This window comes from Ensifer aridi (assembly GCF_002078505.1).
In the GTDB taxonomy this organism is placed as follows: Bacteria; Pseudomonadota; Alphaproteobacteria; order Rhizobiales; family Rhizobiaceae; genus Sinorhizobium; species Sinorhizobium aridi.
In genome coordinates this window covers 182,296-204,566 of the sequence record NZ_LUAV01000038.1, presented here as the reverse complement: position 1 = coordinate 204,566, position 22,271 = coordinate 182,296, and the positions used below count along the sequence as shown (strand labels likewise).

General features: G+C 63.8%; 21 protein-coding genes. 14 read left to right on the top strand and 7 right to left on the bottom strand.

Annotated elements, in window-relative coordinates; all coding sequences use genetic code 11:
* Positions 1-22: 22 nt before the first annotated feature.
* Positions 23-1,378, bottom strand: a complete 1,356-nt coding sequence (locus AYK65_RS29605) for a C4-dicarboxylate transporter DctA (protein ID WP_026614601.1) — start codon at positions 1,376-1,378, stop codon at positions 23-25.
* A gap of 314 nt (positions 1,379-1,692) precedes the next feature.
* Here AYK65_RS29605 and AYK65_RS29600 point away from each other — a divergent pair, with 314 nt between their 5' ends.
* Positions 1,693-2,568 carry a LysR family transcriptional regulator gene (locus AYK65_RS29600; protein ID WP_081162922.1) on the top strand — a complete coding sequence of 292 codons (876 nt, stop codon included), beginning with the start codon at positions 1,693-1,695 and terminating at the stop codon, positions 2,566-2,568.
* 54 nt (positions 2,569-2,622) lie between these two features.
* Here AYK65_RS29600 and AYK65_RS29595 read toward each other — a convergent pair whose 3' ends face one another.
* Positions 2,623-3,444, bottom strand: a complete 822-nt coding sequence (locus tag AYK65_RS29595) for an IclR family transcriptional regulator (RefSeq protein ID WP_081162921.1) — start codon at positions 3,442-3,444, stop codon at positions 2,623-2,625.
* Positions 3,445-3,612: 168 nt separating this feature from the next.
* On the opposite strand from AYK65_RS29595, the gene gcl reads away from it, so the two are divergent.
* The 7 genes from gcl to AYK65_RS29560 all read left to right on the top strand — a co-directional run bounded on the left by gcl (position 3,613) and on the right by AYK65_RS29560 (position 10,809).
* A complete protein-coding gene (gene gcl, locus AYK65_RS29590; RefSeq protein WP_046117597.1) occupies positions 3,613-5,397 on the top strand; it encodes a glyoxylate carboligase in 1,785 nt (594 codons plus the stop codon).
* Between the two features lie 78 nt (positions 5,398-5,475).
* Positions 5,476-6,291, top strand: coding sequence for a hydroxypyruvate isomerase (gene hyi, locus AYK65_RS29585; RefSeq protein ID WP_046117598.1), 816 nt, complete (start codon positions 5,476-5,478; stop codon positions 6,289-6,291).
* Positions 6,261-7,181, top strand: a complete 921-nt coding sequence (locus AYK65_RS29580; RefSeq protein ID WP_234706620.1) for a 2-hydroxy-3-oxopropionate reductase — start codon at positions 6,261-6,263, stop codon at positions 7,179-7,181. Before hyi ends, AYK65_RS29580 begins: the two co-directional genes overlap by 31 nt.
* Before the next feature lie 117 nt (positions 7,182-7,298).
* The gene (locus tag AYK65_RS29575; protein WP_081162919.1) at positions 7,299-8,567 is read left to right on the top strand and encodes a glycerate kinase type-2 family protein; all 1,269 of its coding nucleotides are present in this window, start codon (positions 7,299-7,301) and stop codon (positions 8,565-8,567) included.
* 49 nt (positions 8,568-8,616) lie between these two features.
* Positions 8,617-9,108, top strand: coding sequence for an ureidoglycolate lyase (locus tag AYK65_RS29570; protein ID WP_081162917.1), 492 nt, complete (start codon positions 8,617-8,619; stop codon positions 9,106-9,108).
* A 100-nt stretch (positions 9,109-9,208) separates the two neighbouring features.
* Complete coding sequence (locus tag AYK65_RS29565; RefSeq protein ID WP_081163112.1) at positions 9,209-10,147, top strand: DUF930 domain-containing protein; 939 nt, start codon at positions 9,209-9,211, stop codon at positions 10,145-10,147.
* 86 nt (positions 10,148-10,233) lie between these two features.
* Positions 10,234-10,809 (top strand): DUF1349 domain-containing protein, encoded by a 576-nt coding sequence (locus tag AYK65_RS29560; RefSeq protein WP_081162915.1) that lies wholly within the window; start codon positions 10,234-10,236, stop codon positions 10,807-10,809.
* 7 nt (positions 10,810-10,816) lie between these two features.
* Here AYK65_RS29560 and AYK65_RS29555 read toward each other — a convergent pair whose 3' ends face one another.
* The 5 genes from AYK65_RS29555 to AYK65_RS29535 all read right to left on the bottom strand — a co-directional run bounded on the left by AYK65_RS29555 (position 10,817) and on the right by AYK65_RS29535 (position 16,395).
* The gene (locus AYK65_RS29555) at positions 10,817-11,806 is read right to left on the bottom strand and encodes a squalene cyclase (protein ID WP_081162913.1); all 990 of its coding nucleotides are present in this window, start codon (positions 11,804-11,806) and stop codon (positions 10,817-10,819) included.
* A 190-nt stretch (positions 11,807-11,996) separates the two neighbouring features.
* Positions 11,997-13,274 carry a 3-oxo-tetronate kinase gene (gene otnK, locus AYK65_RS29550; protein ID WP_081162910.1) on the bottom strand — a complete coding sequence of 426 codons (1,278 nt, stop codon included), beginning with the start codon at positions 13,272-13,274 and terminating at the stop codon, positions 11,997-11,999.
* 3 nt (positions 13,275-13,277) lie between these two features.
* A complete protein-coding gene (gene otnI / locus AYK65_RS29545) occupies positions 13,278-14,054 on the bottom strand; it encodes a 2-oxo-tetronate isomerase (RefSeq protein ID WP_026614590.1) in 777 nt (258 codons plus the stop codon).
* Between the two features lie 11 nt (positions 14,055-14,065).
* On the bottom strand, positions 14,066-15,007 hold the full coding sequence (gene ltnD / locus AYK65_RS29540) for an L-threonate dehydrogenase (RefSeq protein ID WP_026614589.1): 942 nt from the start codon (positions 15,005-15,007) through the stop codon (positions 14,066-14,068).
* A 71-nt stretch (positions 15,008-15,078) separates the two neighbouring features.
* Positions 15,079-16,395, bottom strand: a complete 1,317-nt coding sequence (locus tag AYK65_RS29535; RefSeq protein WP_081162907.1) for an MFS transporter — start codon at positions 16,393-16,395, stop codon at positions 15,079-15,081.
* A gap of 228 nt (positions 16,396-16,623) precedes the next feature.
* Between AYK65_RS29535 and AYK65_RS29530 the strand changes: the two genes are divergently transcribed.
* From AYK65_RS29530 to AYK65_RS29505, 6 genes are all read left to right on the top strand, one after another.
* Positions 16,624-17,622 (top strand): LacI family DNA-binding transcriptional regulator, encoded by a 999-nt coding sequence (locus AYK65_RS29530; RefSeq protein ID WP_026614588.1) that lies wholly within the window; start codon positions 16,624-16,626, stop codon positions 17,620-17,622.
* A gap of 16 nt (positions 17,623-17,638) precedes the next feature.
* Complete coding sequence (gene otnC, locus AYK65_RS29525) at positions 17,639-18,316, top strand: 3-oxo-tetronate 4-phosphate decarboxylase (RefSeq protein ID WP_081162906.1); 678 nt, start codon at positions 17,639-17,641, stop codon at positions 18,314-18,316.
* 160 nt (positions 18,317-18,476) lie between these two features.
* Entirely contained in the window at positions 18,477-19,247 is a 771-nt protein-coding gene (locus AYK65_RS29520) for a FadR/GntR family transcriptional regulator (RefSeq protein WP_081162904.1), read from the top strand.
* Between the two features lie 44 nt (positions 19,248-19,291).
* Positions 19,292-20,275 (top strand): D-erythronate dehydrogenase, encoded by a 984-nt coding sequence (denD, locus tag AYK65_RS29515; RefSeq protein ID WP_026614585.1) that lies wholly within the window; start codon positions 19,292-19,294, stop codon positions 20,273-20,275.
* Between the two features lies 1 nt (position 20,276).
* Positions 20,277-21,053, top strand: coding sequence for an SDR family oxidoreductase (locus AYK65_RS29510; RefSeq protein ID WP_026614584.1), 777 nt, complete (start codon positions 20,277-20,279; stop codon positions 21,051-21,053).
* Between the two features lie 85 nt (positions 21,054-21,138).
* Positions 21,139-22,206, top strand: coding sequence for an ABC transporter ATP-binding protein (locus AYK65_RS29505; protein ID WP_046117606.1), 1,068 nt, complete (start codon positions 21,139-21,141; stop codon positions 22,204-22,206).
* Positions 22,207-22,271: the final 65 nt, after the last annotated feature.

Below are 22,271 nucleotides of genomic sequence, written 5' to 3'. Positions count from 1 at the left end.
GCTGGTTGACGCCGGATCGTTGTTACCGGGTGTTCACGGGATTCGCGAGGGCGGCAACGCCGACATCGCCGATGTTCGCCTTGGCGGAATGAAACGCCGGCGACGGCTCGACATCCGTTGCGGCCGGCTCGCCGTTGAGCACTCGGTGGGCCTGTTCGCGATCGATATCGCCCTCCCATACCGCGATCACAACAGCAGCCACGCAATTGCCTATCAGGTTGCCGAGCGCTCGAGCAATGCCGACGAACCAGTCGACCGACAATACGAGAACAAGCCCTATCGCTGGAATCACTGGAATTGCTGAAAGTGTTGCAGCCAGAACGACGATTGCAGAACCGGGAATGCCATGCGCGCCTTTCGAGGTGAGCAGCGCCACGCCGAGGATCAGCATGAGGTCGCCCGCCGCGAGCGGCGTGTTGGTCGCCTGCGCGATGAAGACGGCGGCGAGGGTGAGATAGATGGAAAAGGCGTCGAGGTTGAACGAATAGCCGGTCGGCACGACCAGGCCGACGGTCGAGTCCTTGATCCCGAGCCGTTCGAGCTTGCGCATGACCTGGGGAAGCACGCTGTCCGAAGAGGTGGTCGCGAGAACGATCATCAACTCCTCGCGCAGATAAGCCAGGAACTTGAAAAGGCTGAACCCGGCGATCCGCATGATCAAGCCGAGCACGCCAACCACGAACACGATGATCGTCGCATAGAGCAGGATAAGCAGGTAGCCGAGCTGCTGCAGGGAGCCGATGCCGTATTTGCCGACCGTATAGGCGATGGCGCCGAAGACGCCGATCGGCGCCAGCCGGACGATGAAACCGATGACTTTGAAGAGCACCTGCGTCGTCTGGTCGATCACCTCGGCGACGAGCTTGCCGCGTTCGCCGATGAGGCAAAGTGCTGCTCCGAACAGGACGGCGAACAGGAGCACCTGCAGCACGTCGCCCTTGGCGAAGGCGTCGACGACCGTGGTCGGAATGATCCGCATCAGGAAGTCGACGGTACCCGTCACCTGGGGGACTTTTTCCGTGTAGGAGCTCAAGGCGCTCGCATCGAGGCTCGTCGCATCGACGTTCATGCCGTGTCCGGGCCCGAAGACATAGGCCGCGATGAGCCCCATGAGGAGCGCGACGGTGGTCACGGCCTCAAAATAGATGAGGGATTTCAAGCCGACCCGTCCGACCTTCCTGAGGTCGCCGGCGCCCACAATGCCGTGAACGACGACGCCGAAGACGAGCGGCGCGATGATCATTCTGATCAGCTTGATGAAGCCGTCGCCGAGCGGCTTCAACTGCGACGCGAATTCCGGCCAAGAGACGCCGACAATGATGCCTAGGACGAGCGCGATGACGACCTGTCCGAACAGGGATTTTCCAAACTTCCGCATATTCTTCCTCCCAGAAAGCTTGATACCCGCTCCGCTTGGCGGCGGTCCTCATCGCCCCCCGCGTCGCTGGCGCCTCGACGTGAACCGATCGCGCCGGAACCCTCCTGACTCGGCGTTGTCGGCAGAAATTCATCCCCGGCCACCACACGCGAGCCACGCGTCGGAATGAGCAGAGGGGTATCGGTCAGGTTCGCGCACCTCCTCGCGCCGACCTCGGCCGATCGTGGTGGATCAAATTACAGGCTTGATCGATCATCCGTCCAATATATCGTTCGACTTGATCAAGACGTTCTGCCTATGGAAAGGAGGTCGCCATGGAACTGCGCCATCTGCGCTATTTCGTTGCCGTAGCCGAGGCGGCGAGCTTCACGGCGGCGGCAAAAAGCCTGAACATTTCCCAACCGCCGCTCAGCCAGCAGATCAGGGACCTGGAGGAAGAAGTCGGGACGCGGCTTTTCGAGCGTTCCAGCAGGAATGTCGAGCTCACCGAGGCGGGGGCTGATTTCCTCAATCATGCGAGGATGATCCTCGGGCAGGTGGAGCATGCCGCTCATCAGGCGCGCGCCATCGGATCCGGCCAGGTCGGAACGCTGAACATAGGAACGACCGGATCGGTGTTGCTCGGCTCGCTATCAATGCTGGTGGCGAGGTTCGGGGACCGTTGGCCGGGGGTTTTCGTGCGCATCCATGAAATGGACCCGCAGGCCCAGGAGGCCGCACTGCTGGCGCATCGGACTGACTTGAGCTTCGTGCGCCGGCCTCGTCACAATGTCGATCTCGTCGCGACGGTCGCCTGGCACGAAAAGGTCGGCGTCGTCCTGCCCGAAAGCCACCCGCTTGCGCGCCTGGAGAAGATTGAGCTTGGAGCCTTGCGAGGCGAGAGCTTCGTTTTCCTGAGGCTCGTCGATTCCCGCTTCGCGCGTTATCTGCACGATTGCTGCGTGGCGGCGGGATTCGTGCCGAACATCACCAACGAGGTGGTGGAGTCCTATTCGCTGACCAGCCTGGTGGCGGCGGGTCTCGGCGTGGCGCTCGTCCCGGAATGTATCCGCAATCTCTCCCGGCCCGGCATTGTCTATCGCGCGCTCGTCGACCCCGCGCCGGAGGCCGACGTCTACGTCATCACCCGGCCGAACCATGGTCCGGTCGTTGCAAGCTTCCTGGAGATGACGAGGGCGATGTTTGCGTGATGAGCGGAGGGGGTACCTTGACGCGTCAGTGCGTCCTGCTCCTCTAGCCGCGCTTCAGCCTTCCCCCGGCCTGTGGCCGCCAATCGCCCGCGTCAGTTCGTCCGCCGTCCGGCGCACGACTGGACCGAGGACTGCGAGCTTGTCGTCGTCGATGCGAACCGTTGGGCCGGAAATCGATATTCCGCCGATTGCCTCGCCATATTCGTTGAAGAGGGGCGCTGCGATGCAGCGCATGCCGAGCGTGTGCTCTTCGTCGTCGACTGACCAGCCGCGATTGCGGATCTCCTGGACATTCTTGATGAGCGCCGGCAGCGTATCGAGCGTCCGCCGGGTGAAGCGCGTCAGCGTTCTGCCGTTCAAGCTCCTGGCGATCTCCGTGTCGGACCAGGTGGATAGGATCGCCTTGCCGATGCCGGAGGCGTGAATCGGCCCCCGCCGCCCCGGGCGAAAGAAGGCGCGCATCGGCGCGTGGCTTTCGATTTGCGAGATGAAGACGACGTCGCCGTCATCCTCGATGCCGATATTGGCCGTTTCGCCGCTTTCGTCCATCAGGCGCTTCAGAAAGGGGCGGCTGATCGTGCCGAGCTTGAGGAAGCGCAAGAAGGCGTTGCCGATCTCGAAGGCCCTGACACCGATCGTCCATTCGCCGGTATCGGGATCATGCGCGACCATGCCGTGGCTGGCGAGCGAAGTCAGAAGGCGGTGGATCGTCGAGGGCGCAAGGCCGGTTTGATCGGCGAGGTCGGTCAATGTCGAGCCGTCGCGGTCGGCGACGAGGCTGAACAGTGTCAGGCTTCGGTCGAGCACCTGCACCGAGCTTGGGGCGGCATTCTCACCCGCCTTGCGCCCTCGCTTTCCTTTACCAGTCGCCTCCATCCCGGCCTCCAAATCACTTGCTGCAATCGATATGCTCTAGCGCGATTGCTTCCGATTTTCTCCTGTTTGTTGAAAATCTTTATTTCCACCGAATGGAAATCATTTCCACAAAAGTGTTGATGTCGACGAAAAACGGATTAATCTTCCATGGAAACAGGAGGAGTTCCCATGGCCAAGATGCGCGCTATCGATGCAGCGGTTTATGTTCTGGAAAAGGAAGGAATCGATTGCGCCTTCGGCGTTCCAGGTGCCGCGATCAATCCGCTCTATTCGGCGCTGAAAGCCCGCGGATCGATCCGCCACATCCTCGCTCGCCACGTCGAAGGCGCATCCCATATGGCGGAGGGATACACCCGCGCCAGGCACGGCAATATCGGCGTCTGCATCGGCACCTCGGGGCCGGCGGGCACCGACATGATCACCGGCCTCTACTCCGCTTCCGCGGATTCGATCCCGATCCTCTGCATCACCGGCCAGGCGCCGCGCGCGCGCCTCGACAAGGAGGATTTCCAAGCGGTGGATATCGCCGCCATCGCCGCGCCTGTAACCAAGTGGGCGGTCACGGTCAAGGAGCCGGCGCTGGTGCCTTTCGTTTTCCAGAAGGCGTTTCATCTGATGCGCTCGGGCCGGCCGGGTCCGGTCCTCATCGACCTGCCGGTCGACGTCCAGCTTGCCGAGATCGAATTCGACCCCGAGACCTACACGCCGCTCTCGCCCTATCAGCCCGCCGCCACCCGCGCGCAGGCCGAAAAGGCGATCGCCATGCTGAACCAGGCGGAGCGGCCGCTGATCGTCGCCGGCGGCGGCATTATCAACGCGGACGCCTCCGATCTTCTCACCGAGTTCGCCGAGATCACCGGCGTCCCGGTCATTCCGACGCTCATGGGCTGGGGTGTCATCCCCGACGACCATCCGCTGATGGCTGGCATGTGCGGGCTGCAGACCTCGCATCGCTACGGCAATGCGACACTGCTCGCTTCCGACTTTGTCTTCGGCATCGGCAATCGCTGGGCCAATCGCCACACCGGCAATATCCCGACCTATACGGAGGGGCGCAAGTTTATCCATGTCGATATCGAGCCGACGCAGATCGGCCGCGTCTTCGCCCCCGATTTCGGCATCGTCTCCGACGCCGGCGCCGCGCTCAAGCTTTTCCTCGATGTGGCGACCGAATGGAAGGCGGCCGGCAAGCTGCGCGACTGGTCGGGCTGGGCGGAGGAATGCCGTGAACGCAAGCGAACAATGCTGCGCAAGACCCATTTCGATCAGACGCCGCTCAAACCCCAGCGCGTCTACGAGGAGATGAACAAGGCCTTCGGCCGCGACACCTGCTACGTCTCGACCATCGGCTTGAGCCAGATCGCCGGCGCGCAGTTCCTGCATGTCTACAAGCCCCGCAACTGGATCAATTGCGGCCAGGCAGGCCCGCTCGGCTGGACGCTGCCGGCGGCGCTCGGCGTGCGCGCCGCCGATCCGAACCGGCCGATCGTAGCGCTTTCCGGCGATTACGATTTCCAGTTCCTGATCGAGGAGCTTGCGGTCGGCGCCCAGCACAAGCTGCCCTACCTGCATGTGGTCGTGAACAATTCCTATCTTGGCCTCATCCGCCAAGCGCAACGCGGCTTCGACATGGATTTCGAAGTCAGCCTCGCCTTCGACAACATCAATGCCGTCGGCGACGCGGAGAAGGGCTACGGCGTCGACCATGTCGCCGTTGCCGAAGGTCTCGGCTGCAAGGCGATCCGGGTGAGGAGCCCGAACGAGTTCGCCGATGCCTTCGAACGGGCGCGGGCGCTCATGGAAGAACACCAGGTGCCAGTCGTCATCGAGTTCATCCTGGAGCGCGTCACCAACATCGCCATGGGTACGGACATCGACGCCGTCGTCGAGTTCGAGGAACTCGCCGAACGCGGCGAGGATGCGCCGACCGCGATTGCCGCCCTTCTCGACTAAGAACCATCAGAGCGGAATGAGGAAAAGTGCGCGGTTTTCCGCCCGCATCCCGCGCCAACTCAAAGGAGGAGTAACCGCATGCCGAGATTTGCGGCAAACCTGACCATGCTGTTCACCGAGGCGCCGTTCCTCGACCGCTTTGCGCTCGCCGCCAGGGCCGGCTTCGAAGGGGTGGAATATCTCTTTCCCTACGAGTTCGAGAAGACGGCGCTGCGCAACGCACTCGACCGCCACGGCCTGACACAGGTGCTGCACAACCTGCCGGCCGGCGACTGGGCGCGCGGCGAGCGCGGCATCGCCATCCTGCCGGACCGCATAGACGAATTCCGCAAGGGCGTCGCGAGCGCCATCGATTATGCGACGGCGCTCGGCTGCAAGCAGGTCAATTGCCTCGTTGGGATAGCGCCGGATGGCGTGCTCGACAGCGTGTTGCGCACAACGCTTGTCGCCAATCTGAATCTTGCGGCGGCCGAACTCGGCAAGTGCGGCATCCGCCTCCTGATCGAGCCGATCAACCGCTTCGACATTCCCGGCTTCTACCTCAATACCGTTGGGCAGGCGGCTTCGATCATCGAGGAGGTCGGCAGCGACAATCTCTTCATCCAATACGACCTCTACCACCAGCAGCGCACTGAGGGCGAGCTCGTGGGGACTTACCGGCGCTATCGCGAGAAGATCGCGCATATCCAGCTCGCGGACAATCCCGGCCGCAACGAGCCGGGGACCGGCGAGATCAACTACCCTCATGTCTTCGACGCGCTCGAAGCCGCCGGCTACGACGGCTGGATCGGCTGCGAATACAAGCCGCTGACGACAACCGCAGAGGGGCTCGGCTGGCTCGGCGCCGAGCGCAAGCGCAAACAATCCGCAGACATCATCAAGATCAGGAGCTAAACGCGATGGCATCTATCGGTTTCATCGGACTGGGTATCATGGGCACGCCGATGGCGCGCCATCTTCAGGATGCCGGTCACAAGATCATTACCTCGAAATTCGTCATCCCGCCGCGCCAGGAGCTCGTCGACAACGGGCTCGAAATCGTCAAGACGCCGAAGGCGCTCGCCGAGACGGTCGACACGATCATACTGATGCTGCCGGACACGCCGGAAGTGAAGGATGTCCTTTTCGGCGAAGACGGCGTCTACTACGGCCTCGGCAAAGGCAAGCTCGTCATCGACATGAGCTCGATCTCCCCCATCGAGACGAAGGAATTCGCCAAGAAGGTCCGCGAGACCGGGGCGGAATATATGGACGCGCCGGTTTCCGGCGGCGAAGTCGGCGCCAAGAATGCCTCGCTCAGCATCATGGCGGGCGGCTCGCCGGAATCCTTCGAGCGCGCTTTGCCGCTCTTCAAGCTTATGGGCAAGAACATCACGCTCGTCGGCGATTGCGGCGACGGCCAGGTGACCAAGGTCGCCAACCAGATCATCGTGGCGCTGACCATCGAGGCCGTTTCCGAGGCGCTGGTCTTCGCCTCCAAGGCAGGAGCCGATCCGGCGCGCGTCCGCGAGGCATTGATGGGCGGCTTTGCCTCCTCGCGCATCCTAGAAGTGCACGGCGAGCGGATGATCAAACGGGCCTTCGAACCGGGTTTCCGCATCTCGCTCCACCAGAAGGATCTGAACCTGGCGCTGCAAGGGGCGAAGAGCCTCGGCGTCTCGCTTCCGAACACTGCCGCCACCCAGGAGCTCTTCAACAACTGCGCCGCCAATGGTGACAGCGGACTCGATCACTCCGGGCTCGTGCGGGCGCTCGAGCGGATGGCGAACCACCCGGTCGCCTAATTGAGCCAGAGGCGCATGATCCGCCGGGCGGGCGTCCCCATCCACCCCTGAGCGATCATGCAACCCGGGCGGCGGTAGGAGGAGCCGTCGCCCGGGCTTGAACGAACGGGAGAGAAAATGGTCGCCATCGCCGATCCGCGCCGATTCCTGGAAACGCTGTTCATGTCGGCGGTGGCCGCCGCCGACCCTTCGCGCGTCATCGCCGCCAACCTGCCGGAGCTACCGAAGGGGCGCACGGTCGTCGTCGGCGCCGGCAAGGGCGCTGCGCAGATGGCGCTTGCTTTCGAGAAACTTTGGCACGGGCCCGTCAGCGGCGCAGTCGTCACGCGTTACGGCTTCGGCGCTCACTGCAACAGGATCGAGGTGCTGGAGGCCTCGCATCCGCTGCCGGACGAAGGCGGGTTGTACGCCTCGAAGCGGCTCATCGCCGAAGTCGACGGCCTGACGAAGGACGATCTCGTCGTGGCGCTGATCTGCGGCGGCGGTTCGGCGCTTCTGCCTTCGCCGCCGCCGGGTCTCTCGCTGGAGGACGAGATCGCCGTCAATCGCGCGCTGCTCGCCTCGGGCGCGCCTATCCGGGCGATGAATGCCGTACGCAAGCATGTTTCCCTGATCAAGGGCGGTCGCCTCGCGGTGGCCGCCTACCCGGCGAAGGTCGTGTCGCTCGTCGTCTCCGATATCCCCGGCGACGATCCGGCGCTGGTCGCTTCCGGTCCGACGATCGCCGATGAAGCGAGCCGCCAGGATGCCTTGAAGATCATCGAGCGCTATCGGCTCGCGCTGCCGGAAAAGGTCATGCGGTGGATGGTGAGCGATGCGGCGGACGCGCCAAGGCCTTCCGATCCGTGCTTTGCCAGAAACGAGGTGCGGCTGATCGCGTCGGCAAGCGTCTCACTGGAGGCGGCCGCGGCCAGGGCTCGGGCCGAGGGCATCGAGGCGATCATTCTTTCCGACGCGATCGAGGGCGAGGCGCGCGATGTCGGGCTGGTCCATGCCGCGATTGCGCGCGAGGCGGCGATGCGTGGCCGTCCTTTTTCAAAACCCGTCATCGTGCTTTCGGGCGGCGAAACGACCGTGACGGTCCAGGGGGAGGGGCGCGGCGGCCGCAACAGCGAGTTCCTCTTGTCGCTCGCGCTCGGGATCGATGGCGTTGCCGGCATTTCGGCGCTCGCTGCCGACACCGACGGCATCGATGGTTCTGAAGACAATGCCGGCGCCTTCGCCGACCATACGACGGTCGCCCGACTTCTCGCGCGGCGGCTCGACGCGGCCGCGCTGCTTCAGCGCAACGACAGTTGGGCGGCCTTCGATGCGCTCGGCGACCTGTTCAAGCCGGGACCTACCGGCACCAATGTCAACGATTTCCGGGCGGTGCTGATCCAGTGATCGATCCAGCGCGCCCTAGAGACGAATAGACCACGAGGGAGGAGAAAGCATGATATCACTACCGATCCGACCGCTTTCGCGCGGCGAATTCACGCCCTTCGGCGATGTCATCGAGCCGGAAGAGGCAAAGAGCTTTCCCATAAACGCCGGCAAATGCGTGCGCTACCATGACCTTGCCAAGGTGGAGACGAGCGGCCCGGAAGCCCGAACGCTCGTGAGCCTCTTGCGCGGCGAGCCCTATGAGATCCCGCTGACGCTGACCATGGTCGAACGGCACCCGCTCGGCAGCCAGGCCTTCATCCCGCTCACGGAAAACTCCTTCCTCGTCGTCGTCGCACCAGATCAGGGCGGCGAGCCGGGAGAGCCGATCGCGTTCGAGACCGCGCCCGGTCAGGGCGTGAACATCGCGCGAAACGTCTGGCACGGTATCCTGACGCCGCTCCATTCCGTGTCCGACTTCGTCGTCATCGACCGGGGCGGCAGCGGATGCAATCTCGAGGAGCACTTCTTCGAAAGGCCGTATCAGATCGAATACGCATGACCCGCACGCGCTCCCGCACTTGTTGCGGGGCGATCAAGCTCTTAGGTTTCAGGCTTCCGAGTCCGTGACCGTTTGAGCAATGCAGCTGTTCGCCAGGAAAATGTGGGGAGAAACCGGGTGGGGTATGCCGACCTCCGTCGCCCTGCACGTGGCTTTGGCGTTCCTGCTCCTGGTTCGGTTGCCCGAGCTCTCGTCGCCGGCGGGCGAACAAAGCGTCAATGTCGAGCTCGTCGCGCCGCCGCCGAAGGCTGAGGAAAAGCCGCAGGAGAAGCCGCTAAAGAAGCCCCGCGAGGAAAAAAGCGAACAGCCGCGGTCACGGCCGCAGGCGTTCGAGTCCGCCGCCGCGCGCGCCAAAAAGGAGAAACCCGCTCGACCGGAGCTGCCTCCGGCGGCACCGACGAGGATCGACGAGCCGCGTCAGCAGCCAGACACCTCGCCATCGAGCGCCGCAAAGGCCGAGAACGCAGCAAGCGAGAAGCCGCCGGAAACCCGAACGGCGCTTGCGGAGTTGCGCGTCGACGCGGAAGACGGGGTAAACAGCACCGCCGATGCGCCATCGGCGCCTCAGGCTGCACCCGTTCCCCAAGAGAAACCAGCGCCGGCGAGGGCAACGGCGGATGAGCCGCGGAAGATCGAAGAGGCCGCGGCCGAGCGGCAGGCGAACAAGCTCACGCAAGCGCGAGAGCTCTATTCGGAGAATGCCTTGGCCGACCCGCGCGTAAAACAGGCGCTCGGCAAGCTTCCGCCGAAGAAGCGCATTTTGCAGATTTGCAGCATCGAGGCGCTTGAACAGGTACGACGCCAAAGGCCCGACGCCTTTCCGGACATGCTCGTTCCGTTCGGCCCCACCGGCGGCTTCATTTCGGCTGCTGGCCTCAGCGCGAGCGGCGGTGCCTTCCGCAGCCGGTCGAAATGGTATGCCATCGACTTCAAATGCGAGGTCAATGCGGAGACAAACGCCATCGCCTCCTTCAGCTTCGCCATCGGCGGTGCCATCCCGACGAGCGAGTGGAGTGCGCGCCAGCTCCCGAAAGAATAGCTGTTTTTCCTCTCCGAACGATGTTCTTTGGACCGGACGAACGGACGGGGCGGGTTTCTGCCCGTCTAAACCGAGGGGAGGAAAAGATGGGGGTCGCATATCGCTGGTTGAACGAGCCGGCAAGCTGGGAAGGGGACGAGAGGGCTTTGTCTCTCAAGACCGATCACTATACGGACTTCTGGCGCGAAACCTTCTACGGCTTTGTGCGCGACAGCGGCCATGCCTATCTTCGGGCGGTTTCGGGCGACTTTACTGCCTCGGCGACGATCATCGGTGCCTATGAACAGCTCTACGACCAGGCCGGCTTGATGCTGAAGCTTGACGAGCGCAACTGGATCAAATGCGGCATCGAATATACCGACGGCTTGATGCACTTCAGCGTGGTCGTGACGCGCGGCGTCTCGGACTGGTCGGTCATCCCGCTTCACCGCCGGGCGCCGTCGGACCCACTCGAGGTGCGGCTGACACGGCATGGCGACGCCGTGCGGGTGCAATTCCGCTTTGGCGATGAGCGCTGGCAAATGGCGCGGCTCTGCCCGTTCGATGCCGCCGATGCCGAGGTCGGCGTCATGGCCTGCTCGCCGGAGCGCGCCGGCTTCGAGGCGAAGTTCCGCGACATCAGCATCGGCCCGCCGATCGCTCGTGCGCTGCACGATGATTGAATGTGCGTTAGAGCACAGCGCATTCAGATGAATGCGAATCCCACCATCTGAGCACCCGCATTGCCCGGAGTGTCACCCACCGCGAGGGCTTGCCCTGTCCGTCGTCGACCTCGAACCAAACCCGCCCTGGCAGGCTCCAGTCGAGGGGCCAAGTGCCATCCTCCAAGCGCCTCAAGCGAACGTGGTCGATCGCCTCGCCGAGTCGCGGATCGGGATCGGTGTCGGTGAGGATCGCGGCGAAGCGGAAATAGTCGAGCGCACGCAAGATGTCGTAGTGCCAACGGTTCGGGTGCAGGAAGCACAGAAACCGCTCGTCTGCCGGCTCACCCGCGCCGAGGCGGCGGAAGAGATTGCGCTTCAGGAGGAACTCCTCGCCCGACCTCCGCGCCTCCCGGGATCCAGCCGTGCCCCCGGTGGCTCTCTCATATTCCAGCAGCCCCTCCAGAACGTTGATCGTGCTGGCAAACGACGAGCGGACCGATCCATTGATCCTCTCACAGTTCCAACCGCCGTCCTCGAGGCGCTCGCCTACCAGCCTGCCGACAATCGGGGAGACGTCGATCCCGAAATAGGCGCCGTCGGCAACGGTCCTGCCGTTGATGCACTCCTCGACTTCGCCTTCCCAGTAGGGCTGGCCGCCTTCATTCCAACGTGAGTTCGCGCCGATCAATTCGACACTTCGTCTCGCCCGGTCCGACGCGGGATCGAGACCAAACTCCCGAAGCTGCGACAAAGAAAAGGTCGTCGCCGTCCACGGCTGACCGCGCTCCGCCCACTCACGAGGGTCGAAATCGGCTGGGAGGAAGGCGCCGCCCGCCCATTGCCCGTCCTCGTCCTGGTAAGAGAGAAGTCTGGCGCCCCAGCCCTCGGTCTCCACCTTGGCCCGCTCCGCCCTCCACTCCGACTCCGGGGCCTCGAGCAGGTCGCGCATCACCTGCCATCGGATCGACGGGTCCGAGTCGAGAAGCCATTCGATCACCGAGCCAGAGTCAGTCATGGGGCGAGCCTATCGGCAGGTCGGGGTCGATAGCCGCTTATAATTGTTTCTACTGGACCGCGCTAGCCGATGGACTCGTGGTTGCGCGCGACGTCAGATTGATCGGCCGGCAGGATTCGCGGATCATCGGGCGTCCCTGGAGCACGAGCCGGTGTGGACGGGCGGGGGGTCGCCCGCCGCCCGTTGCCTTTCACCGCATCATCGCCAATGCCGCGCCGAAGAAGTCCTCGCCGCCGAAATTGCCGGATTTCAGCGCCATCAGCATCTCGCCCTGGGAATTGCCGATCGTCCGGAGCACCGGAACGCCCGGTGCGATCTCAGGGCCGATCAGGAATGCGGGAATGCCGAGCCTGTCGACAGTCGCGCCGGAGGTTTCGCCGCCGGCAACGACGAGGCGCTTCACGCCGCGCGCCACCAGTTCGCCGGCGATCGTCGCCGTTGCGGCTTCGACGGCGTGGCCGGACGCTTCCCGGCCGTAGCGGGCTTGCAGGCGTGAGACGACATCGGGTGAGGCGCTTGCTGCTACGATCACCGGAGCCGCGGACATCCTCTCACCGGCCCAGGCAATCGCCGCGGAAATCTCGTCCGATCCGGCGAGAAGCTTTTCCGTATCGAGCCTCAGCACGGGCATGGACCGTTCGGCAACCTCGATCTGTTTGAGCGTCGCAGCGGAGCAACTGCCCGCGACGACTGCGGCAAGGCCGCCAACCGGGCGAATGGCATCGCTCGTGTCGGCATGCGTCGATGTACGACCGGCGCGTACGAGCGCGCGGGCCAGGCCAAGGCCGAGGCCCGATGCGCCGGTGGACAGGGGCGTTTCGAGGGCCACTTCGCCGAGGACTTCGAGATCCCTCTCGAAGACCGCATCGGCGATGGCAGCTGTCATGCCCCGAGCACTGAGAGCTCCGAGCCGCTCCTTCACCGCCGCAGGCCCCATGGAGACGGTCGCGAGATCGACGAGGCCGACGGCTCCCTGCGATTGCCGGGCCAGGACCCGCACCAGATTGGCGTCGTGCATCGGGTTCAGCGGATGATCTTTGAGCGGGCTTTCGTTGAGCGGCCGGCCGTTGACGAAGAGATGGCCGAGATAGACGGTGCGTCCCGTTTCCGGAAAGGCGGGGGTGGCGAGCACGATGCCGCCCCCAGCAGCTTGGGCCAGCGCTTCCGTCACAGGACCGATATTGCCGGCGTCGGTGGAATCGAAGGTCGAGCAAATCTTATAGAGCACATGGGCAGCGCCGCGACCGCGCAGCCACTGGTCCGCCTTGCGGGCGGCAGCGACGGCTTCGTCGGCGGCAACGGAACGGATCTTCAGGGAAACGACCACCGCGTCGACGTCCGGGAAGGCGAGGGACGGATCCGGAATGCCGACCGTCTGCACGGTGCGAAGGCCGTTCTTCGTCAGCGTGTTGGCGAGGTCGGAGGCGCCGGTATAGTCGTCGGCGATCGATCCTAGGAGAATGGCCATCGGTCAGCTCCGTGCAAAAGGTTTGAACCAGGCGAGGCCCTCGAGCGTGCCGCCGCGCGGGGTGTATTCGCAGCCGACGAAACCGGCATAGCCGAGCCGATCGATCTCGGCGAACAGGTAAGGATAGTTCAGTTCCTCCCCGTCGGGCTCGTGGCGCGAAGGGACGCTCGCGACCTGGATATGGCCGGTGATCGGCATGAGGTGCCGGAGCGCCATGGCGACGTCGCCATGCATGATCTGCCGGTGATAGATGTCGAATTGGAGCTTTAGGTTGGCAAGTCCAAGCTCCGCGATCAGCTTCTCGGCGGCGCCGAAATCATTGAGAAAATAGCCGGGCATGTTGCGGCCGTTGATCGGTTCGATCACGAGATCGATTCCTATTTCGGCGAGTCGCTCGGCCGCAAGGGCCACCGAGCGGCGATAACAGGTCGCGGCTTCCCCGTCGGAGGGATCGGCAAGGCCCGCCATCAGATGCAGCCGTTTGACGCCCGTCGCGGCGGCGTAGTCGAGTGCCTTCTTGATGTCGGAGTTCAAATCATCGAAGCGGCCGGGGAGGGCGGCGATGCCGCGTTCGCCCGCCGCCCAGTCCCCCGGGGGCAGATTGAAGAGCGCCTGCTCAAGCTTGTTGCGGGCAAGCCGCTCCGCGATCTTTTCCGGCGGCACCTCGTAGGGAAAGAGGTATTCGACGGCCGTGAACCCCGCTTCCGCGGCGGCGTCGAAGCGGTCGAGGAAAGACCACTCGTTGAACATCATCGTCAGATTGGCGGCGAAAACGGGCATCGGTTCCTCCTTTACGCCGTGTGCGGCTCTTTGCCTTGGCCCGGCAACTCTGCGCCCGAGAGCTGCGCATAAAGGCGCGCGAGGGAAGAATCGTCGTCGCGTCCCATGCCAGCGCCGGAAGCGGCGAGATACATCTGCAGCGCGGCCGCGACCAGCGGCACCGGATAGCGCTCGGCGCGCGCCATGTCCTGCACGATGCCGAGATCTTTCACGAAGATTTCGATGGCGCTGAGCGGAGTGTAGTCGCCGGCAAGGACATGCGGGATTCGGTTTTCGAACATCCAGGAATTGCCGGCCGAGGCCGTGATCACCTCGTAGACCTTCTGAAGATCGAGCCCTTGCTTGGCCGCGAACGTGATCGCTTCGCAGGCGGCGGCGATGTGCACGCCGGCAAGGAGCTGGTTGATCATCTTGAAGGCCGCGCCGGTCCCGGCGGCGTCGCCGAGCTCGTAGACCTTGGCAGCCATGGCATCAAGGGCAGGGCGGGCGGCGGCGAAGGCTTCCGCGGAACCGGACGCCATGATGGTCAATTCCCCTTTTGCGGCCTTTGCGGCGCCGCCAGAGATCGGGGCATCGAGATAATGGCGACCAAGGGCTTCGAGCCGTTGCGACAGGTTGCGGGCGATGGCCGGGTCCATTGTCGCCGACGAGACAAAGACGGCACCGGGCTTCATCGTCTCGGCGATGCCGTCCGGGCCGAAGAGGACGGCCTCCGTCTGGGCGGCATTGACGACGACCGAAACGACAATGCCGGCATTCTGCGCGGCCTCGCTTGGCGTCCTCGCCCCACGACCGCCGTCCGCGATGAAACGCTCAACGGCTGCTGAGGCGACGTCGTATCCAACGACATCAAGGCCCGCACGCTTCAGCGACTGTGCCATGCCGAACCCCATAGAACCGAGGCCGACCACGGCCACGGCACTGCGTCCGGGAGTTTCAACAGCCAATGACATGACGATATTCTCCAGTCTCTCGAGGTCAATTGGCCCTCCGGAAGGGCCCGGAGGGCGTAGTCTCATTAGTTCTAGCGGTTGACGCTCTTGGCGGGAACCGTAAGCACCGCGAGTGCGCCGATGACGAGAACTGCGGCCAGGAAATACATGCCGGCGCTGTTGCTGCCGGTGAAATCCTTCAGATAGCCGACCATGAAGGGCCCGAGGAAGCCGGCGAGATTGCCGACCGAATTGATCCAGGCGATGCCCGCCGCAGCCCCCGTGCCGGCCAAGAAGGCCGTCGGCAGGGACCAGAAGAGCGGCGCGCAACTGATCGCGCCGGCGGCGGCGAGGGAAAGGCAGATGATGGCCGCCGTCGTGCTACCCGCGATCGTCGCAGCGACGAAACCGCCGGCGGCGATCAAGGCCGGCACGACGAGATGCCAACGCCGCTCGCGCAGCCGGTCCGAGGAGCGTCCGAGCGCCAGCATGGCGATGAAGGTGCAGATATAGGGGATGGCTGAGATCAGGCCGATCTGAAGGTTTCCTGTTACGCCGGACGCCTTGACCATGGTCGGCATCCAGAAGTTCAGGCCGTATTGCCCGAGCACGAAGCAGAAATAGATGAGGCACATCAGCCAGACACGGGGATCGGTCATGGTCGCGGCGATGCTTTGCGGGCTCGACGATTTGGCGCGGTTGTCGGCGCTGACGTTGCTGGCGAGAATGCCCTTCTCCTCGTCCGTGAGCCACTTCGCATCCTGGATCCTGTCGTCGAGATAGAAGAAGGTGACGACGCCGAGGAGGACCGCCGGAATGGCTTCGATCAGGAACATCCATTGCCAGCCGGAAAGGCCGTGCGTGCCGTCAAAGCCGTCGATGATCAGGCCTGAAAGCGGATTGCCGAAAATCGCGGAAATCGGGATAGCGGACATAAAGGTCGCAACGATTTTCGCACGCCGATGCGCGGGGTACCAGGACGTCAGATAGAGGATGATGCCGGGAAAGAATCCGGCCTCGGCGACCCCCAGCAGGAAACGCAGGATGTAGAAGACCATTTCCGACGAGGTGAACATGAAGGCGGCGGAGATGATGCCCCAGGTTATCATGATGCGGGCGATCCAGACGCGGGCACCGACCTTGTTCAGAATGACGTTGCTCGGCACCTCGAAGAAAAAGTAGCCGATGAAGAAGATACCGGCACCGATGCCATAGGCCGCTTCCGACAGGCCGAGTTCGCTCGACATTTGCAGCTTGGCGAAGCCGACATTGACGCGGTCGAGATAGGCGACCACGTAGCAGAGCATCAGGAACGGAACGATTCTCCAGAAAACCTTGGCATAGGCGCGATCCTCCAGCGCCCGTTCGAAATATGCGCCATCGGCTGGCGCCTGCGTTTGCAGGGTCATGATTATCCTCCTCCTTCAGAATTTGTCAGGCCCTCGCCATTTCCCGACACGGCGCACCATCCTGATTGGCAGCGCTGCCAATATTAACTAAACCATCTTGGCAGCGCTGCCAATCAAAAAATGGTAGCGCTGCCAAAAATTCGGTTTATTGAATGGAAGGATAGGATTGCGGTGTCGAAGGCACCTACACCGAGCGATGGCGGGCTCTCGGGAGTGAGCGCAGTGACTTTGGACTTTAAGCACCAGACGACGGTAACACTTGCCGAGGTCGCGGCCGCGGCCGGCGTTGGCGAGAGCACGGTGTCGCGCGTCCTTCGCAATCACGGCTCCTTTTCCAAGAAGACGAGGGACCGGGTCATGGAGGCGGTCGAACAGCTCGGTTATGTGCCGAACCGGATCGCAGGAACGCTTGCCTCCGCTGGCTCGCGGCTCGTCGCCTTCGTCATCCCGTCGCTCTCCAACATCGTCTTTCCGGATGTGCTGCGCGGCGCGAGCAGCGTGCTCGAAGAAAACCAGCATCAGGCCGTTTTCTCCGTGACCGATTACGATCCGGAACGCGAGGAGGCGCTGGTCGCGGCTATGCTCGCCTGGCGGCCGACGGCCGTGATGCTCGCGGGATTCGAGCACACGCAGGGCACGCTGAAGATGCTGCGCGCGACCGGCTGCCGGGTCGTGGAACTGCTCGACCTCGATGGCTCTCCGGTTGACCTGGCAGTCGGCTTTTCCAACGCCGCCGCCGGCCGCGTAAGCGCCGAGTTCCTGTTGAAGCGCGGCTATCGCCGGATCGGCTATGTCGGCCATGACCTCGAGCGCGACACCCGCGCTGGAAAGCGCTTTGGCGGCTTCTGCGAGACGCTCGGTTCGGCCGGTTTCCCGCTCGCCGACCGGGAAATTCACGCGGGCGCTTCGTCTGTGGAGAGCGGGCGGCTGGGGCTCGAGCGGCTGCTTGCGAGACAACCCGATCTCGATGCGGTCTATTTTTCGAACGACGACATGGCTCTCGGCGGCTACTTCCACTGCCTCGCCCGGGGAATATCGATTCCCTCGCAATTGGCGATCTTCGGTTACAACGGCCTCGATATCGGCCGGGTGACGCCGCAGCCGCTCTCGACCATACGCACGCCGCGCGTTTCGACGGGCCGGGTCGCGGCCGAACTCGTGGTCGCGAACGCTCCGCCGCAAGTGATCGATCTCGGTTTCGAACTCATCGAAGGTGCGACCACCTGAACTGAAAGGATCTCCAATGTCCGATGCCCGTCTTCGCGAGGAAATCTGCCGCTATGGCCGGTCCCTGTTCGAACGGGGCCTGACCCCCGGCTCCTCCGGCAACATATCGCTCAGGCTCGATGATGGCGGCTGGCTCGTGACGCCCACCAACGCATCACTCGGCTTCCTCGATCCCGCCCGCATCTCGCGCCTCGATGCTGGCGGCGAGCTCGTCTCGGGCGACAAGCCCACGAAGGAGATTCCGCTTCACTCGGCCCTCTACGAAACCCGCGGCAGCGCGCGGGCGATCGTCCACCTTCATTCGACCCATGCGGTCGCGCTGACGATGTTGCCCGAGATCGATCCGCGCGCCGTGCTGCCGCCGATGACGCCCTATTACCTCATGCGTGCCGGCGAGACCGCGCTGGTGCCCTATTACCGCCCCGGTGATCCGGCCGTCGCCGATGCGATCCGCGGGCTTGCCGGCAAATATTCCTCCGTGTTGCTTGCCAATCACGGCCCGGTGGTGGCGGGTGATAGCCTGGAGGCGGCAGTCTTCGCCACGGAGGAGCTAGAGGAGACGGCGAAACTCTATCTGCTTCTGCGCAACCTCAACCCGCGCTATCTCAGTCCGGCTCAGGTCGCCGATCTTGTCAAAACCTTCGGTCTCGACCTGCCGTCCCATGACGATCATGAAGGGCATGACCACGGCTGAGCGCCTCCGCCTTCGGTCGATGTTCTTACGCGCTGCAACAAGAACCTTCATCACTTTTGGTGCAGTGCGGCGACGAACTAGCCTTGACGCGGGCCTCCTTAAGGTCGTCTATTCATATTACTGATCCGGTGGACCGACCAGTAGATCAGTGGAGGCGCCGATGATTGGCAGTCCGATACTCACGCAGATGCCGAAGGTGGGGCGAGGCCTCGACCGCCGCACGGCTCGCGAGATGATTGCCGAGAAGCTAATGGTGCTGGTTGCGACCAATATGCTCAGGCCCGGAGATGAGCTCCCTGGCGAACGCGAACTCGCCAATGTGCTGCATGTCAGCCGCGAGACGGTGCGGGGCGCGATCCAGATACTGGCCGCGCGCGGGATCATCGAGGTGTCGCAGGGAAGCCGCAGCCGGGTCGCCGATGTGGATCTCAGCGATGTCACCGTAACCATCGCCTCGCCCAACGCCATCGACAGCTACGATCTCGAGGACGTCCATGCCGCGAGGCTGCATATCGAACTCAAGGTGGTGGGCGATGCGGCCGAGAACATCGATGGCGAGACGTTGAGCAAGCTCGAAAGCCTACTCGAAACGCAGAAGCTCGCCGGAAACGACGCGATGCGCTTCCTGATCTGCGACCGCGAGTTCCACGTCGCGATCTACCGGGCCTGCGGCAATCCGCTGCTCGCCGATTTCGTCACCGATCTTTACACCTACATGATGGACTACCGGCGGAGCGCCATGTCGCGGCCGGGCGCGATCGAGGCCAGCTACACGGATCACAGCGAAATCGTCGCTGCGCTGAGACGGCGGGATCGTGATGCGGTGGTCGCCGCCTTCCACCATCATCTCATTCGCATTTATGAGACGACCAAGGATCTCCTCGCCGGCAAGGAAGCCGGCGAGGAGAAGCAGAAGCAGAAAGGGACCTGAGCCCGCAGGATCGGGCGTGGCCGAACGGAGGAGGTTCGCCGCGAATGCATATCATGGTCATAGGCGCGGCCGGCATGATCGGCCGCAAACTGGTCGAGAAGCTGGCCGCCGAGCCGGACGCCCTCGGCCGCGGCATCGCCAGGCTTACGCTGGCGGACGTGGTCGAGCCTTCGGTCCCGCCTGTCTATTCTTCGATCTCGACGGCGCTTGCGATCGACCTCTCGACTGAAGGCGGCGCCGAAAGTCTCGTGTCGTCTCGGCCCGACGTGATCTTCCATCTGGCGGCGATCGTATCCGGTGAGGCGGAGGCGGATTTCGACAAGGGCTACCGTGTCAACCTCGACGGCACGCGCGCGCTTTTCGACGCCATCCGCGCCGAGAGCCGCAATGAGCCTTATTTCCCGCGCGTCATCTTTGCCTCGTCGATAGCCGTTTTCGGCCAGCCTTTCCCGGAAAAGATCGCCGACGAGTTCTTCACGACGCCGCTCACGAGCTACGGCACGCAGAAGGCGATCTGCGAATTGCTGCTTGCCGACTATACGAGGCGCGGCCTGTTCGACGGCATCGGCATCCGTCTGCCGACCATCTGCATTCGCCCCGGCCAGCCCAACAAGGCCGCCTCCGGCTTCTTTTCGAATATCCTGCGCGAGCCGCTCGCCGGCAAAGAAGCTATACTGCCGGTGGAGGAAAACGTCCGCCACTGGTTCGCGAGCCCGCGTTCGGCTGTGGGATTCTTCCTGCATGCGGCGCGGATGGATACGAGCCTCATCGGGCCGCGCCGCAACCTGACGATGCCCGGCCTCTCGGCGCTCGTCGGCGAGGAAATAGAGGCACTCGGGCGTATCGCCGGCCAGAAGGCTGTCGGCCTCATCCGCCGCGAGCCCGATCCGGTCATTGCCGCGATCGTCGCCGGATGGCCGACGAATTTCGATGCGCGTCGTGCGCGCGAGCTCGGCTTCACGGCGGAAAGCAATTTCGACGAGATCATCCGGATCCATATCGAGGACGAACTCGGAGGGAGGATCTGACATGGCGCGAGCTCCAAGATCGGGCGAAGGAAAGATCGCATTGGTGACAGGCGGCGGCACCGGTGTCGGACGGGGCATCGCCAAGGCACTGAGCGGCGAAGGCTATAGCCTCGTCATCACCGGACGCCGTCCGGACGTGCTCGAGCGTGCGGCCGAGGAGATTGCAGCGGAGACCGGCGGCGGCGTACGCGCGATCGTCTGCGATGTCGGCAATCCGGATCAGGTCGCGGCGCTATTCGGAGCGATCCAGGCGGAATTCGGCCGGCTCGACCTGCTCGTCAACAATGCCGGTTCGAACGTGCCGCCGGTGCCGCTCGAAGAGGTGACCTTCGAGCAATGGAACGGCACCCTCGCGGCGAACCTGACGGGCGCCTTCCTCTGCACGCAACAAGCCTTCCGGCTGATGAAGGCGCAAGATCCACGGGGCGGTCGGATCATCAACAACGGCTCGATTTCGGCGACGACGCCCCGGCCCAACTCGGCGCCTTACACGGCGACCAAGCACGCGATCACCGGCCTCACCAAGTCGACCGCGCTCGATGGGCGGCCATTCGACATCGCCTGCGGTCAGATCGATATCGGCAATGCGGCGACGGATATGACTGAGAAGATGAGCACCGGCGTTCTGCAGGCCAGCGGCGAGATCGCCGCCGAGCCGACGATACCGGTTGAGCATGTTGCCGAGGCCGTCGTCTACATGGCGAGCCTGCCGCTCTCGGCCAATGTGCTGACGATGACGGTGATGGCGACAAAGATGCCGCTGGTCGGCCGCGGATAGGTCAATGACTGCGCCTGCCCTATATCCGGAGAGGGAAGGATAAAGGGCTTGGCAGAGGCGGGAACAGATTCTGGGAGGAATGGCTATGGCAGGCGTGGATTTTATCGATGTCAGGAAATCCTTTGGTGCTTTTCCGGTCATCAAGGGCGTGAACATCGAAATCGAGGATGGCGAATTCGTCATTCTCGTCGGTCCGTCCGGCTGCGGAAAGTCGACCTTGCTCCGGATGCTGGCGGGACTTGAGAACATCACCGCCGGCGAGATCCGCATCGGCGACCGGGTGGTCAACCGGCTGCCGCCGAAGGACCGCGACATCGCCATGGTGTTCCAGAACTACGCCCTCTATCCGCACATGACGGTCGCCGACAACATGGCCTTCTCGCTGATGCTGGCGGGCAGGCCGAGAGCCGAGATCGACAAACGCGTCGGCGTGGCAGCGGAAATCCTCGGCCTGTCGAAGCTGCTCGATCGCTATCCGCGGCAACTCTCAGGCGGCCAGCGCCAGCGCGTCGCCATGGGCCGGGCGATCGTGCGCGATCCGCAGGTGTTTCTCTTCGACGAGCCGCTGTCGAACCTCGACGCGAAGCTGCGTGTTGCCATGCGCGCAGAGATCAAGGAACTGCACCAGCGGCTGAAGACGACGACCGTCTATGTCACCCACGACCAGATCGAAGCGATGACCATGGCCGACAAGATCGTCGTCATGCACGACGGCATCGTCGAGCAGCTCGGCGCGCCGCTCGATCTCTACGACAATCCCGCCAATCTCTTCGTCGCCGGCTTCATCGGTTCGCCGGCGATGAACATGATCCGTGGGCGGCTTCACCCTGAAGATCCGACGGCCTTCATGACCGCGGACGGGACGGCGCTGCCCGTCACCCGGCCGGCTGCAGCCGCTCGCGGCCGAGATCTCGTCTACGGCCTCAGGCCCGAATACATGGCCCTCGATCCGAACGGCCTGCCCGCCGAGGTCGTGGTCATCGAACCGACTGGCTATGAGACGCAGATGATCGCCAGGCTGGGTGGCAACGACGTGACCTGTGTGTTTCGCGAGCGGGTGACGGCCAAGCCCGGCGAGACGATCCATCTCGCGATCGACGGCGCACATGTGCACCTGTTCGACGCCGAAACGGGGCGGCGTCTGTTCGACTGATATCGTGCGGCCGGGGAGGGGAGGAGCCTTCCTCGGTGCCGCGCGGGTGATGCCAGGCCATGGCC

Excerpts from the sequence above, each read along its gene's own strand:
- AYK65_RS29605 (WP_026614601.1), bottom strand. The coding sequence starts at position 1,378 with ATGCGGAAGTTTGGAAAATCCCTGTTCGGACAGGTCGTCATCGCGCTC.
- AYK65_RS29600 (WP_081162922.1), top strand. The coding sequence starts at position 1,693 with ATGGAACTGCGCCATCTGCGCTATTTCGTTGCCGTAGCCGAGGCGGCG.
- AYK65_RS29595 (WP_081162921.1), bottom strand. The coding sequence starts at position 3,444 with ATGGAGGCGACTGGTAAAGGAAAGCGAGGGCGCAAGGCGGGTGAGAAT.
- gcl (WP_046117597.1), top strand. The coding sequence starts at position 3,613 with ATGGCCAAGATGCGCGCTATCGATGCAGCGGTTTATGTTCTGGAAAAG.
- hyi (WP_046117598.1), top strand. The coding sequence starts at position 5,476 with ATGCCGAGATTTGCGGCAAACCTGACCATGCTGTTCACCGAGGCGCCG.
- AYK65_RS29575 (WP_081162919.1), top strand. The coding sequence starts at position 7,299 with ATGGTCGCCATCGCCGATCCGCGCCGATTCCTGGAAACGCTGTTCATG.
- AYK65_RS29570 (WP_081162917.1), top strand. The coding sequence starts at position 8,617 with ATGATATCACTACCGATCCGACCGCTTTCGCGCGGCGAATTCACGCCC.
- AYK65_RS29565 (WP_081163112.1), top strand. The coding sequence starts at position 9,209 with ATGTGGGGAGAAACCGGGTGGGGTATGCCGACCTCCGTCGCCCTGCAC.
- AYK65_RS29560 (WP_081162915.1), top strand. The coding sequence starts at position 10,234 with ATGGGGGTCGCATATCGCTGGTTGAACGAGCCGGCAAGCTGGGAAGGG.
- AYK65_RS29555 (WP_081162913.1), bottom strand. The coding sequence starts at position 11,806 with ATGACTGACTCTGGCTCGGTGATCGAATGGCTTCTCGACTCGGACCCG.
- otnK (WP_081162910.1), bottom strand. The coding sequence starts at position 13,274 with ATGGCCATTCTCCTAGGATCGATCGCCGACGACTATACCGGCGCCTCC.
- otnI (WP_026614590.1), bottom strand. The coding sequence starts at position 14,054 with ATGCCCGTTTTCGCCGCCAATCTGACGATGATGTTCAACGAGTGGTCT.
- ltnD (WP_026614589.1), bottom strand. The coding sequence starts at position 15,007 with ATGTCATTGGCTGTTGAAACTCCCGGACGCAGTGCCGTGGCCGTGGTC.
- AYK65_RS29535 (WP_081162907.1), bottom strand. The coding sequence starts at position 16,395 with ATGACCCTGCAAACGCAGGCGCCAGCCGATGGCGCATATTTCGAACGG.
- otnC (WP_081162906.1), top strand. The coding sequence starts at position 17,639 with ATGTCCGATGCCCGTCTTCGCGAGGAAATCTGCCGCTATGGCCGGTCC.
- AYK65_RS29520 (WP_081162904.1), top strand. The coding sequence starts at position 18,477 with ATGATTGGCAGTCCGATACTCACGCAGATGCCGAAGGTGGGGCGAGGC.
- denD (WP_026614585.1), top strand. The coding sequence starts at position 19,292 with ATGCATATCATGGTCATAGGCGCGGCCGGCATGATCGGCCGCAAACTG.
- AYK65_RS29510 (WP_026614584.1), top strand. The coding sequence starts at position 20,277 with ATGGCGCGAGCTCCAAGATCGGGCGAAGGAAAGATCGCATTGGTGACA.
- AYK65_RS29505 (WP_046117606.1), top strand. The coding sequence starts at position 21,139 with ATGGCAGGCGTGGATTTTATCGATGTCAGGAAATCCTTTGGTGCTTTT.